Here is a 17,425-nt window from a genome sequence, read left to right as displayed (position 1 = left end):
TCATTTAATTACTGGTAAGTTAATACAAAATGTTGTTCCCTTACCTTCTTCTGTTTCTACTTTTAAACTTCCCCCGTGTCCCTTGGTTACTATATCATAACTCATGCTTAGCCCCAGTCCTGTGCCCTGCCCGGTTGGTTTGGTGGTAAAAAAGGGCTGAAAGATCTTTTCTTTGATCTCCTTAGGAATACCATTGCCATTGTCTTTTACGCTAATTTCTACGCTATTCTTTTTTTTCTTGGTACTTACAGTCACTGTTGGTGCATAGCCTTCCGGCTGCTCTTCCTTTTTCTTCTGAACCACATAAAAGGCATTGGTGATCAGGTTGAGGATCACCCTGCCCATATCCTGGGCCAGTATGTTTACTTTTCCTATAGACTCGTCAAAATGGGTTTCCAGGGTGGCGTTAAAGGTCTTGTCCTTGGCCCTAAGGCCGTGGTAAGCCAATCTCAGATATTCATCAGCCAGAACGTTCAGGTCTGTGAGTTCTTTTTCCCCGCTACTTGTCCTGCTGTGTTGCAGCATCCCTTTAACGATGCCGTCGGCCCGTTTTCCATGGTGGTTTATCTTGTCCAGATTCTGTTTGATATCTTCCATCAGGGCTTTTGCTTCTTCAAGGTCTCCCTTGCTCATTTCCTCCAGCATTTCCTCTAGCAATTCCACACTTACTTCCGAGAAATTGTTGACGAAATTGAGCGGATTCTGTATCTCATGTGCGATCCCGGCTGTGAGTTCTCCAAGAGAAGCCATTTTTTCGGATTGCACAAGCTGATTCTGTGTTGCCTTGAGTTCTTCAAGGGTATTTTCTACCTGTTCCTTGGCCTTTTCGAGTTTGACAAAATCTTCATACCGGGCATAGGCAATGGCAAAGGCATCGGCCAGGGTCTGAATCAGTTCAATTTGCTCATCCTCAAGGGTTTCAACATTTCCCACATAAAGCATACCCTGTGTAAAGGGAACAAAATTTAGGTGGAGCGATTCCGGGGGTTGTTCGGCTCCCTGATATTCCTTCTCATTGCTCACTTGTCCCAGATCCTTCATCAACTGCATAAATTCCAGGAATTGATCTTTATCCCAATGGGTCTTGTACACCTCTTTCTTTTTCCAGTTTGCCACGGTTGCCGCAGTAACCTTCTCGGCATCAAAAGGTATTTTCATCACTCCGAGGGAATGCCCATCAGGAGCAGAAAGGAATGCCTGAACGGTTTTACTGGATTCATCAATAATAAAGACCCCACATCGAATAAATGGAATCTCCAGGGCCTTGAGTTCATTCCAGACCAGGGGGGTGATCCGCTCCAGGTCCTCAGTGGATCGCATACTGGCGATTTGCCCCCTTACTCTGTCTAATGTCGCTTGTTTTAGGGCATCACGCGCTTGTATTTCAGCCTTCAACAGATCCAGATATCGTCTATATGTCTGCCCGAACACTCCGGCAAACCGATCAAGGATTTTTGAGGCTTCCTCAGAAAAAGGGTTTTCTGCAAAAGCAAAAAGGACACCGGCAGAAAAAACGGAAATTCTATGATATATTCTATCGGGTACACTGTCTAAATTGACATTAAATGAATATTCGGGTTCCTCATTTAATTTGCTGTAATAATTCCTGACATCCTCATTCTTAAGTTCATAGGAATATCCTTTCTTTCTGGTTTTCCAGGCATTTTTAACCCCGACCAGCAAGGGGTGTATACTCATATCGAGCATCCCCAGTTTTAGATCAACCTTTCCTTCGTGCGTAGCGTTGACAGACCAGGTTTCCATTTTTTCATTCCCTTCAAGGATACCGATACCGCATCGTATAGATTCGTCCAGCCCCAGCTTCTGTACTTCATCAAACAAGGTGACCACGGTAGCACCAACATCCTGACTGTTATGCATGGCCATGGTTTTGGAACGTACCCGTTCCAGTGCCGCTTCTATCTGTGCTTCCCTGGCCTGGGTTTCTGCCTTCTTTAGCTCTTCGTAGCGTTTATACGTTAAGTTCAACACCGTAATTAACCTTCTATAAACTTTGAGTTCCTCTTCATCTAATGCCTTGTCAGACCAGGCATAATTGGCGGTGTCCCCTAAAAAGAAAAAGTAGCCATGTTGTACCGTATCCATAGTGGGTATCGGTACGTCAATGGCGCGGCCTAAGATAGAGTAATAGCTTTTCATTTCCTCTCCCTGAAGGGCATAGTACAAATCTTCCTTTGCCAAGAAATGTTCATATATTTTTTCCAGTAACGGATGGCCTTCAAGTTTTACTTGACCTACCACTTTCCCTAAATCCGTAGCCGTATGTAATTCAACTATTTTGGTATCCGAGATTACTTTTGCATGTCCAAATCTTAAAGCATGCACCTGCAGGGTATCTAGTTCTTTATAAAGTATTTCCACGGTATCGGCAAGGTCATCAGAACTGTGCATGGCCATTGCTTTAGATCGAACCCGCTCCAGCGCTGCTTCTATCTGTGCTTCCCTGGCCTGAGATTCAGCTTTTTGTAGGTCGAGGAAACGTCTATAGCTCTGTTCGAACACCTTTAGGAAACGCTTAATGATCTCATTTTCCTCCTCACTGTATAAAATTCCATCATAGCGCATTATTGACAAAGAGGTATATTTTCCAATTGCGTTGGATGTTCCAAGGCCGGGACTAGATAAAACAAGGTCTTTTCTTGCCTGAGGCGCATTTCTAATTATGGTATTATCAAAAAAGTGTTGAAAAAAATTATCCTTCTGGCGTTTCGAAAATTTTAGGGTATAAAATGATTCCCCATTGGTTACTGCTTCCCTGAAGCGTTTGAAAAATATATTTTTAGTGAATGGTGCATGAACCTGTTCCGGATAAACAACACCATTGGTGACTATCCAACAATGCAATTCTTTAAAATCATCAATAGATTCGATTATTTGGGCCGAGTGCATTTTCAATCCCAGCGAAGCCAATTGATTGTACAGCATTACTAAAACGTCATGAAGATCTTTACTTTGGTGCATCGCCAGCGAGGCTGACCGAACTTTTTCCAGAGCCGCCTCAATTTGTGCTTCCCTGGCTTGTGCTTCTGCTTTTTGAATGTCGAGGAAACGCTGGTATAACCTCCCAAACTCCTTGGCAAAACGAATGACAATTTCCTTTTCCTCTTCGGTGGCTCTTCGTGAATGGTTAAACCCGATATAACCGTATTTGCAGTGCCCCTGGGTAGTATAGAGACCATTTGGAAAATCTTCCGGAAATATTTTCTGACCTTCGGGAAGGGCACTCATCACGCCATCTAGGACCTCCCAAACAGCCGGCAGTACTTCCGGGGGATAATCAATACAATCAACTGCATGCAGTTCACTTTTCTTCCAGTTAGCAAACGAAGTTTTCCAACTTTCCACTGCATTCACATCTATAAGTTGTTCTGCAATGGTCCTCTTTTCTCCCCCTGTCGTAATGCGCAGGGTAAAGGTTTCATTTTCTTCGTCAAATAGAGTAAGATGCGTAAGCACAGGGTTGATCCCCAGGAAATCGAACTGGTCGAACAACACCCCCAATACATCGGTGAGTTCATCCGTATGATGCATGGCCATGGCTCGCGACCGGACCCTTTCCATGGCCACTTCGATCTGTGCTTCCCGGGCCTGGGCTTCTGCCTTTTCCAGGTCCATAAAGCGGATGTAGGCTTGTTCAAAGACCTTGGATAATCGCTTTAGGATTTCATATTCTTCAACACTGAATTCTTCTTCTACTTCTTCTGTTAATCGCAAAACGCCTATTCCTGAATACTTTCCCAGCGCAACTATACCTGCCCACGATTTAGCGTCAAGTACATACTTTTTCCTATCCTCAGAAATTTCAATTTTTGAGTTATTTAGAAGATGGCGATAGAGTCTATTTTTTTCTTTTTTACTCGTACCTGACATCGTAAAAAAGGTTTTGTTAGTCGTTCGGGCATGATAAATACCATCAAAAAATTGGTGTTTGAAATACGGAAAATAAACTTCATTAGGATAAAGACCACCATCACCTGCGATCCACATATTTATTCCTTTATCCCCCTCCTCAAAGCGGTATAAATGAGCAGCACTGATATTTAACCCCAGGTTCCTAATTTCCTGTGAAACGGTCAATATCACTTTATGCAATTCCTCACTTTTGTGCATAGCCATGGTACGGGAGCGAACTTTCTCCAAGGCGGCTTCAATCTGCGCTTCCCTAATTCTGGCTTCAGCTTTTTGAAGATCGAGAAAACGGGTATACGCCTGTTCAAATACCTTTGCAAATCTTTGAAAGATTAAATTGTCTTCTTCAGCAAAAGGGACAGCTCTGTAATTAACTAGATACAGGTCTATATTCTCTAAGAAAAAACTTGAACGGGCAAAACCCGGTGCGTTCAGAATAAATTTCTTAATAGGTTCCGGGAAATTTTTCAGATCTGAATTCTTAATCAAATGTTTAGTCCACTCCTTGTTTTCCGCAGCAGAAAATACATCTGAAATAAAAGTTTCATTATTCTTTTTAGCCTCATAAACCCTATTTATTACCCGATTATTTAAATGCGGGATTTCCATAAATATGGGTTTGGGTTGTCCCCTGGAAGTCATCCAAAAATTAAAAGTGCCCTTCTGATCATTTGTGGCAAAACTTACCGTATCAAAATCTAAATTTAATTGTCGCAACTGCCCATAGACGACCTCTATGACATCCAGCATTTCGCTACTATTATGCATGGCCATACTCCTGCTACGTACTCGTTCCAGCGCAGCCTCAATTTGTGCTTCCCGCGCCTGAGATTCAGCTTTTTGGAGGTCGAGGAATCGTGTATAGCTCTGCTCGAACACCTTAGCAAAACGCTTAATGATCTCATTTTCCTCCTCACTGTACAGAATCCCATCATAGCGCATTATTGACAAGGAGGTATATTTCCCCATTGCATTGGATGTTCCAAGACCAGGGCTGGAAAAGATGAGGTCTTTTCTTTCCTTAGGCACATTCTTAAGTGAGGAATTATCAAAAATGTGATGAAAGTGCTTATCTTTTTGTTGTTTTGAAAGTTTTAGGGTATAAAATGATTCCCCATTAGTTATTGCTTCCCTGATACGTTTGAAATATATATTTTTAGAGAATGGTATATGAACCTGTTCCGGATAAACAGCACCATTGGTAACTATCCAGGAATGTATTGCTTTGGGATCTTCAATAGATTCACTTATTTGAGCCGAGTGCATCTTTAATCCCAGGGCATCCAGTTGATTGTACAACATTACTAAAACATTATGAAGATCTTTACTTTGATGCATCGCCAGCGAGACTGACCGAACTTTTTCCAGAGCCGCCTCAATTTGTGCTTCCCGCGCCTGAGCTTCTGCCTTTTGCAAGTCCATAAAGCGGATATAGGCCTGTTCAAATACTTTGGCAAAGCGTTTCAGGATCTCATTTTCTTCAGCAGTGTACTGGTTGTTTGTATACCTTGCTATTTGTATACTTGAATTCTTCGCAAAGGAAATAGAAGTGGAAAAGGCTGAGGAGGTGACCATTTTCCTTTTCAGGTCCTTTGGGAAATCTCCATGGGTGAGCAGGTGATTTACATATTCCTCTTTAACCTTGCCCGAATAGGTCCTCGCAAACAGATCGGGTCTTTCTTTAATGGCCTTATTATAATCCCGCTGGACTTTGGTGTCCTTGTTATAAGGAATACGCAAGGCCTTTCCCATGGGCGCCCCGCCTATCCAAACATCATAATCCTTCTTTTCTTCTATGACCCCGCTCATCCCCACGGCATCCATCACTACTCCCAATTCCCGGAGCTGGTCATAAACCGCATTGGCCACCAGTTGCATTTCACTGGTGGTATGCATGGCTAATGACTGTGAACGTACTTTCTCTAATGCCGCCTCAATTTGTGCTTCTTTTGCCTGGGCTTCTGCTTTTTGCAGGTCGAGAAATCGGGTGTAGGTTTGTTCAAACACCTTGGCAAAACGCATGAAAATCTCATGAGCCTCCGGCACCTGTTCAATGGTAATAAATAAGAGATATCCGTATTTAAAGTACGCAACATGATCTATCTGGTACTCCGGATAAGAGCCATTGGTTTTTTTCAGCTGTTTTAGAACATCACCAATAACCGGCAGCGTACTCATATATTCATAATGGGCTACGCATTTTTCCCCTTTGATCTCTTCTACGTGTATTTGGGTGCCCTTTTGACCGAGATCATAGTATTTCTTAAAAATCCCTTTTCTGGGAATAGTATAGGTGGGAAGAATACCCTTTTCGTTCCCAAACCATTCAATGGAATCTTTTTCTCTGTAAATATTAAATGCACAACCCCAGGTTTTTATCCCCAACTCCCGAACCTGCTCATCTAATAAAAATGACGCCTCCTGTAATTCGTCACTATGTTGCATTGCCATTGTTCTGGCCCTAACTCTCTCCAATGCAAGTTCTATTTGTACCTCTCGAGCCTGTGCTTCTGACTTTTTCAGGTCTAAGAACCTACGATGGGCAAGATCAAAGACTCCAGCAAATCGTTTCAGAATAGTAAGATCCTCTTCTGGTGGCTGATCTACTACCCCGGGTAAGCTATACCCGATCTCCCCATGGGTTGTTCTGGCCATTATAAAGGTGAGTCCGCCAATATGTCTGATATCATCATGACTGGGGGCATTGGGATCTACCTGCTTAAAATCGCCCAGGCTTATCATCTTATCCACATAATCTATGGCCGCTTCAGCATCCATAGGATACACAACCAGCGGTTCATTACTTCGTTCCCAGTTTTTTAGTAATTTAATATCTCCATGTATATGACGGGGCAATTCCATGACCATCCCTATCCGTTTTCCATCGCCGGACGTCATTGCTTTTTCGTATTTATCAGGCAGCCACATCATATGCCAGAAATAATGTGCCTCATGGCCTAGCCGAAGGAATTCCCTTCGCATGGTCACAACAATATCCAGTAATTCGGAAGATTCTTTCATGGCCATTGCCTGTGAACGGATGCGTTCAACGGCGAGCTCTATTTCAGCTTCCCTTGCCTGAGCTTCTGCCTTTTGGAGATCTAAGAAACGGATATAGGCTTGTTCAAAGACCTTAGCAAAACGCTTTATTATGGTAATATCATTTTCGGAAAGTGGTTCGCCTGAAAAATCTGCAATCCCCAGACTGGAATTTTTTTCAAATGCCGGAGAATAGGTATAAAATTCCTTTTCCAAAGCCCATTTTTTCTGATCTTCTAACCCCTCAAAATGTTTAAAATAAGAATGCTCGAAAAAGTGATTGAAATAGTTGTCCTTTTCTTCTTTGGAATATGACTTGCTATAAAAATCCAGCCCGCTTTCTTTTGCTTTCCAAAAATCAGATAGTATGACGTGCTCAAAGTAAGGTGTTGAAATATAAGTGTTAGAAATGTCCGTAGGAGAAGCTACCCATTGATTAAAATCTCTAGATCCTTCTTTAAAAACAACGATCACTGCCACCCTTGATTCCATGGCGATCTCTACTTCTTGTAATTTATCAAGCACAACTGCTACTACTTCTTTTAGCTCTTCACTTTTATGCATAGCTAAAGAACGGGAACGGACTTTTTCTAAAGCTGCTTCGATCTGAGATTCTCTCGCCTGGGTTTCTGCCTTTTTCAAGTCTAAAAAACGAGTGTAAGTCTGTTGAAAAACTTTGGCAAAACGCCTGAGGATGTCATTTTCCTCACTGGAATACGGAGTTCCGGAAAAATTTTCAATATAGAGTCCGATATCCTTTTCTATGACCGTTGAAATGGCCAATCCGGGACAACTGAAATAAAAATCCTTCACCTTCTTAGTTAATCCTTCAACGTGGGGCAGCAGTACTTTGTAAAAACTATTCTTTTCCTCAAAGTCCATTAACGTGGTAAAGAAATCCTTTCCCTTCTTTTTCGCCTCTGTGAATTGCTGGTCCCAGACCAGATCTAGGTAAGGGACTGAAACCTTTGCCGGAATATCCTGTGTTTCTGCAATCCAAAAATGCCAGTCCTTTTTGGGTTCATAATCAACGACAATACCAGCATGCTCCGCATTGATATTTAAGTGGGCCAATTGGTCGAAGATTATTTTTACGACATCTTTGAGCTCTTCACTTTTTTGCATGCCCATACTTCTCGAGCGAACCCGCTCCAAAGCAGTCTCGATCTGTGCTTCTCTGGCCTGGGCTTCTGCTCGTTGAATATCAAGAAAACGCGTGTAGGCTTGTTCAAAGACCTTGGCAAACCGGCAAAGAATATCTCCCTGACTATCAGATAATGCCTCATCCCCAATCATTTCCAGCATTCCATACTTCATGTAGGCAGCAGAACTTAACTTTCTCTCCTTAGCCAGAAACTCTTTCCTAATGTCTTTAGGTAATTCAAAAAAGTCTTTGTTGGAGAAGGTTTGCTTGTCGTAACTCTTTTTGAGATCCCCTTCGAAGGCCAGGACCTTATATTTCTCCCCATTCTTCCAATCATCCAATTGCATTCTGTAGTAAGGATGGTCAAAATATGAAATGTGAAAACTCTTTGGGTGAACATCTTCTCCAAATCCAGACATCCATATATCCATACCTTCCTCCTTATCGTAAAGGTTTAATGTACATCCTTCAGAATCAATTCCAAGGACCTTTAATTGGGCGAAGACCACACTGATTACGTTGGCAAGTTCTTCTCCTTTCTGCATAGCCATGGAGGCTGTCCTTACCTTTTCCAGGGCAGTTTCCATCTCCGCCTCACGGGCCTGTTGTTCGGCTTTTTGAAGGTCCAAAAAACGTGTGTAGGCCTGCTCAAATACTTTGGCAAAGCGCTTAAAGTTATCCGCATGTTCATAGGGCTTTATAGTAATGACCAGGAGATAGCCAAATTTAAAATATCCGGCATACCATGTTTGTGCTTCCGGAAATTTTAACCCACTATCTAGCATCCCTTGAAAAATAGGGGCGACATCAGGAACACTCAGCATATACTTATAGTGATCCTTTAATTCCTTCCCCGATTTATGGACGGACAATAATTCTAAATTGTTCTTCCAACCATTGTAGAGTAGTTTATGTGCCTCATCTACATTGTTTGGTATTTTTAAATGGGGCATTATTCCATCCTGATTCGCAAACCAAAATTCATCGGCATCCGAATCAGGTTTACAAAAAGCAAAGCCCGTACCCCATAGATCGCCTCCAAGGCTTTTTAGTTGTTGATAAAGTTCAAAAGCCACATCCCCTATTTCGGAACTCTTATGCATGGCCATTGATCGTGAACGTACGCGCTCTAAGGCTGCTTCAATTTCCAACTCACGGGTCCGTTCTTTGATCTTGGCTTCCAGTTCTGCGTTTTTCTTGCGCAGGCCTTCCATTGGGAAGGCTTCCTCCTCATCGATATCCTTGTCGGGTGTTGAACCATGAAAATGAGTTATTACCCATTTGTCGGTATCTTTTTCGAGAATTGTCGAAAGTCTGAGTTGAAGTATATGATCATTATCCTGCATATGCAGTTCAAAGTCTTCCAGAATTAGAAAGGTGGAATCGTTGGTGAGAAACTTCTCGATTACAGGTTTACGGGTCAAGGTGAATTGCGTATCCCTCAATTGTTCGGCCTGCATAACGGCCATGTTCCTAAGCGCCTCCCGGTCTTTAAAAAATTCGTGAGCCGCAGTGCCATAACCGAGAAATTTAGGATGTACAACTTCATCGAGTTCTTCTACTGGTCTGAAATAGAAAAAGATCTCGATAACCTTATCGTATGTAGCACGTGCCTCAATACTGCTTTTGACTCGGGCGGATGGTTTCATTGGTGGTGGTTATAAGGTAAGTGCGTCAATTTCTGCATACTAATAAAAACAAAAAACAACGAACATATGAGGGTTGGGTTCGACCTCCATTACTAATATAAGCAAGATTTTAGAATAAACGGGAAGCAGCTGGGAGAAGTTGGGCCGGCGCAATAAAAAGCCTCATTCTGAAAATACAAAAGCCTAACTGCTGCGCAGTTGTATTTATTTTTGGACCCGCACTCTAAATTCACCAGGATTAGCTGCGCTGTTCCTGATTGAGCCTCATTCTGAAAATACAAAAGCCCAACTGCTGCGCAGTTGTATTTATTTTTGGACCCGCACTCTAAATTCACCAGGATTAGCTGCGCTGTTCCTGATTGAGCCTCATTCTGAAAATACAAAAGCCCAACTGCTGCGCAGTTGTATTTATTTTTGGACCCGCACTCTAAATTCACCAGGATTAGCTGCGCTGTTCCTGATTGAGCCTCATTCTGAAAATACAAAAGCCCAACTGCTGCGCAGTTGTATTTATTTTTGGACCCGCACTCTAAATTCACCAGGATTAGCTGCGCTGTTCCTGATTGAGCCTCATTCTGAAAATACAAAAGCCTAACTGCTGCGCAGTTGTATTTATTTTTGGACCCGCACTCAACGAAACAAGTTTCTTTCGGCGGGTCGCAAAAATAAAGCCTTTGCTTTTCGCAAAGGCTTTTGTGCTTATTTGTAGCCTCACCAGGAATCGAACCTTTTTCTGTGAGCCCCTTATTTAAGGGATTTCTGACTTCTGCTACCTTAAAATGTTGACGATTTGTGAACTTTTTTGGTGATTTTTCTTGCGTCATTACAAAGGTAAACAAATGAATAGAAATGGTATAATTTGGAATTGAACCGACCTAAAAAGTTTTGATAGAAGCTAATGTTAAGGGAAGTGTTTTTTAAAAATATTTAATTGCTAAATCAGGGTTGCATTATGGATGAAAACTGCAGCAGTAAATTAGCTTAGAAAAGAGTTGTTTTTTAGCTCAGTTCTTTGTTGTGCTTTCGTTATTTTTTTAATTTTATCTCATGTTCACAAAGGATTATTATTTCCTCAATTCTCCTTTTAAGTCTTTTATAGTTCATTTCATTTTTTCTATTCCAAAATCTTTGGCTATTTGTAAGATTTTCAAATTCTAGAAATTTGTAAACTGCTTTGTAATCTGTGTCAAAGCCTGAAATAATCTTATTGTTTGCTCGGATACTTTGAGTAGTGCTTGTATAATTCGAATTCTTGTATAAAAAAGGATATATAATATTATTCCTTTCAGTTACAGCCCATATTTCGTCTTCTTTAACATCATTGAGAATTCCATTCCAATTGGAAAGGAAGATTTTTAGTTTATCATTTTTGATTATTTGAATCTTCCCCGAACTGATAATATCTTTTAATATGCCGTCACTTGGGTCATAAGTTATTATGTTCGTCAAACCCCAATTTATAAGAGAATCACTTTCAATTTTAGATAATTTCATTTCATGATTTCCCGTATTTTTTAATATGGTCTCACATCTTTTCTGGATTAATTGAGCTTTTTTTATCGAACGGTCTAGTTCATTTATATTGTATGTAAATTCTTTCTGGAGTGATTCTAATAGTTGTAATTCTTGTTCGTTTATTTTCCTGTTTTCATTCCAGTTGTTAACCTGCAAGGCAAGAAGTATTCCTATCATTACAAGAATAATTTCTCCGATTGCATAGAGTAAATACTTGCTGAATTTGTTTTCAGTGAGCAATCTTTGCCGAATTTTACGAAAGAATTTTATCATTGGTTAGCGGTTGGTTATAGTTTCTACTACGAAGCTTAAGCGAAGTAGTAATGAAGCACAACGGTTTTGGCTATGACTTCGTGGCAAGCGCCAGACATTTTTTTGTTTCTTTAAAAATAGGAAAAAACGGCCAAGCGAAAAGCCATGAGTTATAGCCGTTGTTGTGCTGTCGTTATATTTCTTATTTTGCCTAGAGCTCGCTCAAGTATTTTTCAATTGCAAGTTGCAGTTCTGTTCCAACATCTATGGTTTCACCATACTGAGGAATTAATAGCCTAATGACATCATCCTCATACCTAAGCAATATAGCTTTCAATGAAGATTTACTATTGAGTATATTCTGCCAGTCAATTTCATTATTTGCAGATTCTACATTACTAAAACCCTCTCTAACTCTATTATGCTCGTATAGGATACTGAAATTGCCATTCGAAAATGCTTCAAGTTCCTTTTCTTCAATAAAGTAGTTGAGTCTTTCTTCATCATAAATCAGCCTTTCAATTTCATTGACATATTCATCTATTTTCTCTCGTAAAGTTTTAAACTCAGCGTCTTGAAAGAGTTTCGAAGAAAGAACTTTATCAAAACCATTCTGATTCCGTTTAAATTTCCTTTCGTAAAAAACTTCGTTAAGATTATTATTAATCCAATATGAGAAACCTTTCATCTCGCCACCTTTCATAAATTCATCTAGGAATTTTGAGCAACCTTGAGCACCTGTTTTACGCTGATCTCTTAGAATAAGTAAATCAGTTTTGTCTTCCGCGATATCTTCCAAGACGTATTCTAAATCATTTTGTAATGTTCTAATATCCTTTTTTTGTCCGTTCCATTCATTAATTTGTAGAGCCAATAAAATTCCAATAATCACAAGCACAATTTCTCCAACAGCATAAATCAAATACTTACTGAATTTGTTTTCAGAGAGTAGTTTTTGTCTAATTTTTCTAAAGAATTTTATCATTGGTTAGCGGTTGGTTATAGTTTCTACTACGAAGCTTAAGCGAAGTAGTAATGAAGCACAACGGTTTTGGCTCTACCTACCCAGCTACCACTGGTACGGCAGGCAAGTATGACTTCGTCACGCCTGTGGCGTGATGAGTTATAGCCGATGTTGTGCCTGCCTTCCGCGTGCCCGATAGCGCAATGCTATCGGGGTAGGCAGGCTTTCGTTATTTATTATTGTAATTCAAAAGTCATAAATAAAAATTTAATTTTTATCCAACTCATTTTCTATGGCGCTTATAACTTCTATAATTTTCTCCCTTCCTTTCTTAATGCGACCGATAGTCCACCATCTATATACAATAACATCTTTGAGGGTTTCGTGAAACGGTATGTCATTTTGCAGTGCCACAAGATTTACTGGTTGTGCAGAAACATAGCTTTGTTCAGTTTTTAATTTTGTGATAATTTGATTTTTATGAATGGGTTGAATACGACCGATTTCAGTTCGAATATCTTCTACCATAAAAAAGTATTGATACTCGTATAATTCTGATATTTTCTTTCTTAAGGTATTGTTCCTAATAATGCTTATTCCCTCTGATTTTAAATTTTCGTAAGCTACTTTAATAGGTTGAAATCTATGATAACCGTACAAACTTGAGTAATGATACTTTAAAGAGTCAGTCAAGGGTGTTTTGTTTTCTAGATGCTCAACAACTAGGTAGTTATGCTCAATCCATATTTTATTTCTTTCAATTGTTTCATTGATGTTTTGTAAATCAGTTTCTAAGTTCACTAAAATCTCTTTCAAGATTTCCTTTTCCATCCTTCGTTCAATTCGATTGTTATTCCAATTATTAATCTGAAGTGCAATTAATATCCCAATAACAACAAGCACAATTTCGCCAATGGCGTATTTAAAATACTTTCCAGTTTTGTTTTCCATAAGCAAGTTTTGGCGGATTTTACGAAAGAATTTTATCATTTAATATCGGTTGGTTATAATGAAGCACAACGGTCTGGGCTATGACTTCGTGGCAAGCGCCAGACGTTTTTTTGATTCTTTAAAAATAGGAAAAAACGGCCAAGCGAAAAACCATGAGTTATAGCCGTTGTTACCTGCTGTAATTTAAATCTAAATGGTGGTCAAGTTCCAGAATCGTATTAGATCCGTCAATATTTGTATACTCTAAACGTACAAATCCATATTTTCCATTGAAGTACGATCTAAGATAGGTTTTACCAATTCTACTTCTTGCAGAGCTCTCAATCACGAGGCATTTTAATTTTCCTAAAGGCGTTTCAATTTCTTTTTGGTCAGTAATCTCATATTCATAATTATTCTCAATGGAACCTGACCAAAGCTTCCAACGTCCATCTGACCAATGGTCTCCGATCTTTAAGGACCAAGTCCATTTTGTTCCTATTTCATATGGAGCTTTTATAAATGGAAAAGGATTCAATTCTAGTATTTCAAAGTAGAGATCTCTTGGGGGATGCATCCAAATATTGGCTTCATTCTCAATTACTCCAGATGCACTGCTAATTGAACCCGCATAATTTTCTTGAGTCGGATATGAATATCCGATTATTGTCTGATTGTAACCTGGAAAATGTTTGTCAAAGCCTTGTAAACCTTTTTTAACCGAAATAATTACCCTCTGGATGGTGTTTTGATCAACTTCGGTTTCAGGGACAAATTGCCAATACGAAAGACTATCTATGTGTTTAAAATAGTGCCTATTGTTATTCTGGTCTAAATGCTCAAACTTGTAATGAAAAGAAACGCCTTCCCTGAAAATTAGATTGTTTCTTGTAAACCTGTTTTCATCCGTTATGGTGGAGTCATATTTTTCTACAATTATACCATCATCGTCTATTAATTGGTAGTCTGTGTTATGCTTTTCTGCGCTCTGGGAATATGATAATGAAGTAAAACCAATAAGCAGTAAAACCTTTATACGAATCATATTATTTAATACTAGCAGGTAACGGTCTTGGCTATGACTTCGTGGCAAGCGTCAGACGTTTTTTTGTTTCTTTAAAAATAGGAAAAAACGGCCAAGCGATAAGCCATGAGTTATAGCCGTTGTTAGCGCCAGTATTTTTCTTCACTATACATGCTTTTTAAAATTTCATGAGAGATATAAACTGCTCCATTAATCATTAAACAGCTAATCTCTCCATCATCACAGCGCATTTCTCCACCGTAATTCTGGTCATCAATCTCAATTTCGGTTGATAAGGTAATTTGATTTGTATTTTTATTCCAAAGTACCACTTTGGCGGTTCCTTGAAGTCCATCAGGTTCTTTTATGAATTCCACCTCTTTTAAGTCCACAATCCAGTTTACTGCGTGTTTTTGGGAAAGCGATTCATATAAATCCAAATTTCTTTTATCAGGTCCTTTTGCAGGGTAAATTATTGCATCATCGAAAATCCCATATAGTTTGAAAGTCAGCCAACCGTATAAGTAATAAGTGAATGAAGTTGATATGTCCGAATTCCTTGCAAATTCACATTCCATTTCATTCATTTTTTTGACAAAATCTCTGTCGTCATATTCATTTTTAGATGAAATGCATTCCACTACCTGTTCATCAGTCAATGTCGTTTGGTACTCTTTGGATACCAAGTTTAAGCTAGTGTCTAAATTAAATTCTATTGGAGTAAGTACTAAAACTCTAGGAGATTCGACATCCTGAGCAAATACAATTTGAGAAAACAGGAAAATTGTAACTATAAATTTCATAGGATTATATTGGCGCTAACGGTTCAGGCTATGATTTCGTCCCGAGTCTTCGGGATGAATTATAGCCGTTGTTGTACATTGCCTATTTATTTAAAATATTCGATCGACAATAATTCAAATAAGTCCTTAGTTTTATATAAACTAGTATCTTTTATGACTATTTCGATTTTATTTAAATCTTTGATGTTTTCAATAGGATTGCCGTCGATAATAATTAAGTCTGCTATTTTTCCTATTTCTATAGTTCCATAGTTATCTGCTTTTCCAGCGATTTTTGCTGAAGTCAATGTTGCCATTTTAAGTACTTCTTCGTTGGGAATTCCAGCTCGCACATAATTTTCTAATTCCCTGATCAGTGTAAATCCGGCAAAAGCATCAGTGCCAGGTAAAATAGTAACTTGATTGTCGTACAATACCTTAATAAACTTGAGCATATTGAGGAATGACTGTTCGTAAGTGTTTTCCATTCCAGGAGGAATTTCTAAAGAGGATCCTGTTTTAAAAGAGCGTTGGATATTTAAAGGCAAACGGTGGATGATGTTTGCATAAGAAGGGTCAGGCTTTCCAGCCTTGCCAATGAACATCCCTTCAAATATGCTTACGGTTGGTTCAATTGTAATATCACGAGATTTCAATTGTTTTATAAAATCCTTAAATTCAGTTTTTTCAAAATCAAAGGCTGCCGCATTCTGAGCAACGGCAGAAAATCGGGCAGGTGTTCTTGTATCTATATCTTTTCCTAAAAAATTTAAAAACAGCATATTCATATGTTGTATTTCATCGTAACCAGCTTCGATAGCTTCTGACGCTAGCATAAAAGAAGGAATATGACCACTCACCCGCAGATTATATTTTCTTGCTATTTCCGTGAGTGGAGCAACCCATTCCGGTTTAATGGAACTATATAGTTTTATTTGCTGATAGCCCAGGTCTGCATACTTTTTAATCGCCACCGTACCTTCTTCTATTGAACTTATTTTCTCACCGATAGGTCCGGCAAATTCTCCGGCACCATCAATAAAACCACTCATAATTTGAATTCTGGGACCAAGGACAATTCCATCATCAATTTTTTTCTTCGTATCTAATAAATCTATTGCGTTACCCATATCGCGAACATTCGTTACTCCACAAGCTAAATGGAGTACCCCCTGAGCAGGACTAGTATAATGTACATGCATATCCCATAATCCGGGCATAACAAATTTTCCTTTGGCATCTATAGTTCGATATCCCTTTGGAGATTTATACTGTCCTACAACTACTTCTATTATCCTCCCATTTTCAATCAGAATAGATATGTTAGAATTTATTTTTCCCGTTTTGGCATTATATAGATTTGCGTTTTTTATTAAAAGACCATCCGTAATTGAACTAGTAACTTTCTTAGCTGCATCCTTAAAGTAATTATTGGAGTACTCATCCTGTATTTTTAGTAATTCTTCATTTAAAAACTCATATTCTGTTCTAAACAAAGAGAACCAATTTCCGGGTGAAGCGAAGAATTCAGCATTTTCATCAATCCAGGCATAACTGGGAGTCAATCCTGAACCACGGGTTGAGATAAGTCGGATTTCTTTTCCACTTTTCAGTTTGTAAGTGCTTAAAACTGAAAGTTTGGATTTACCAGAGGGCAGCAATTGTATCGTGCTATCTGCTTCAACAAAATAATTTTTAAATGACATGCCGGCGCTAATATTCAAGGGAATGTATGACGCATTTTGCACAAATTTCTTTTGTCCTTTTTCGGAACTGTTTTCCCAAAAGGCAGTATCATTTTCTTTGTAAAACTTTTCGAAAATTGGTTTTTTATAATAGTCGACACCCATCGCATCTATAGATACAATATAGTTTTTGTCATTATAGCGATAATTTGTCACTGTACTGTCCCCACGTCCCCTGTCGTTGTATTGAAACCATTCGGTAAAACTACCATCAGGATTTTTCCATTGTTTTAAAAATCCAGCTTTATCACCCCCAAGCATCATTGAAAATTGCAGTGTATCTATCGATTGACTATGCGTTTGAGAAGAGAAGATGATAAATATCAATAAAAAAAGTTGTTTCATGTATTCAGTTCTTTATTTAGGTTATGTACAACGTTTCTGGCTATGATTCCGTTGCGAGTGAAAATCCGATGGATTTTCCGAGTTGGAATCAAGCCATGTAAATTTA

At 39.2% G+C, this 17,425-nt stretch carries 8 protein-coding genes; all 8 read right to left on the bottom strand.

Annotated features, from left to right (window positions below; genetic code table 11):
- On the bottom strand, positions 1-9,762 hold the full coding sequence (locus AB8P51_RS00040) for an ATP-binding protein (protein WP_369746725.1): 9,762 nt from the start codon (positions 9,760-9,762) through the stop codon (positions 1-3).
- A gap of 92 nt (positions 9,763-9,854) precedes the next feature.
- On the bottom strand, positions 9,855-10,586 hold the full coding sequence (locus AB8P51_RS00035; protein WP_369746724.1) for a hypothetical protein: 732 nt from the start codon (positions 10,584-10,586) through the stop codon (positions 9,855-9,857).
- A 202-nt stretch (positions 10,587-10,788) separates the two neighbouring features.
- Positions 10,789-11,517 (bottom strand): DUF6090 family protein, encoded by a 729-nt coding sequence (locus AB8P51_RS00030; protein WP_369746723.1) that lies wholly within the window; start codon positions 11,515-11,517, stop codon positions 10,789-10,791.
- 223 nt (positions 11,518-11,740) lie between these two features.
- Positions 11,741-12,514: a hypothetical protein gene (locus tag AB8P51_RS00025; RefSeq protein ID WP_369746722.1), complete on the bottom strand. Its 774-nt coding sequence runs from the start codon at positions 12,512-12,514 to the stop codon at positions 11,741-11,743.
- A 246-nt stretch (positions 12,515-12,760) separates the two neighbouring features.
- Complete coding sequence (locus AB8P51_RS00020) at positions 12,761-13,444, bottom strand: DUF6090 family protein (protein WP_369746721.1); 684 nt, start codon at positions 13,442-13,444, stop codon at positions 12,761-12,763.
- 169 nt (positions 13,445-13,613) lie between these two features.
- Positions 13,614-14,468 (bottom strand): hypothetical protein, encoded by an 855-nt coding sequence (locus AB8P51_RS00015; RefSeq protein WP_369746720.1) that lies wholly within the window; start codon positions 14,466-14,468, stop codon positions 13,614-13,616.
- A 122-nt stretch (positions 14,469-14,590) separates the two neighbouring features.
- The gene (locus AB8P51_RS00010) at positions 14,591-15,250 is read right to left on the bottom strand and encodes a hypothetical protein (protein ID WP_369746719.1); all 660 of its coding nucleotides are present in this window, start codon (positions 15,248-15,250) and stop codon (positions 14,591-14,593) included.
- 86 nt (positions 15,251-15,336) lie between these two features.
- Entirely contained in the window at positions 15,337-17,319 is a 1,983-nt protein-coding gene (locus AB8P51_RS00005; protein ID WP_369746718.1) for an amidohydrolase family protein, read from the bottom strand.
- Between the last annotated feature and the right edge of the window lie 106 nt (positions 17,320-17,425).

It is taken from the genome of Muriicola sp. SD30 (genome assembly GCF_041205185.1).
Lineage (GTDB): Bacteria > Bacteroidota > Bacteroidia > Flavobacteriales > Flavobacteriaceae > Muriicola.
This window is presented reverse-complemented; position numbering and strand designations above follow the sequence as displayed.

Coding starts and splice junctions, on each gene's coding strand:
- AB8P51_RS00040 (WP_369746725.1), bottom strand. CDS start 9,762: ATGAAACCATCCGCCCGAGTCAAAAGCAGTATTGAGGCACGTGCTACA.
- AB8P51_RS00035 (WP_369746724.1), bottom strand. CDS start 10,586: ATGACGCAAGAAAAATCACCAAAAAAGTTCACAAATCGTCAACATTTT.
- AB8P51_RS00025 (WP_369746722.1), bottom strand. CDS start 12,514: ATGATAAAATTCTTTAGAAAAATTAGACAAAAACTACTCTCTGAAAAC.
- AB8P51_RS00020 (WP_369746721.1), bottom strand. CDS start 13,444: ATGGAAAACAAAACTGGAAAGTATTTTAAATACGCCATTGGCGAAATT.
- AB8P51_RS00015 (WP_369746720.1), bottom strand. CDS start 14,468: ATGATTCGTATAAAGGTTTTACTGCTTATTGGTTTTACTTCATTATCA.
- AB8P51_RS00010 (WP_369746719.1), bottom strand. CDS start 15,250: ATGAAATTTATAGTTACAATTTTCCTGTTTTCTCAAATTGTATTTGCT.
- AB8P51_RS00005 (WP_369746718.1), bottom strand. CDS start 17,319: ATGAAACAACTTTTTTTATTGATATTTATCATCTTCTCTTCTCAAACG.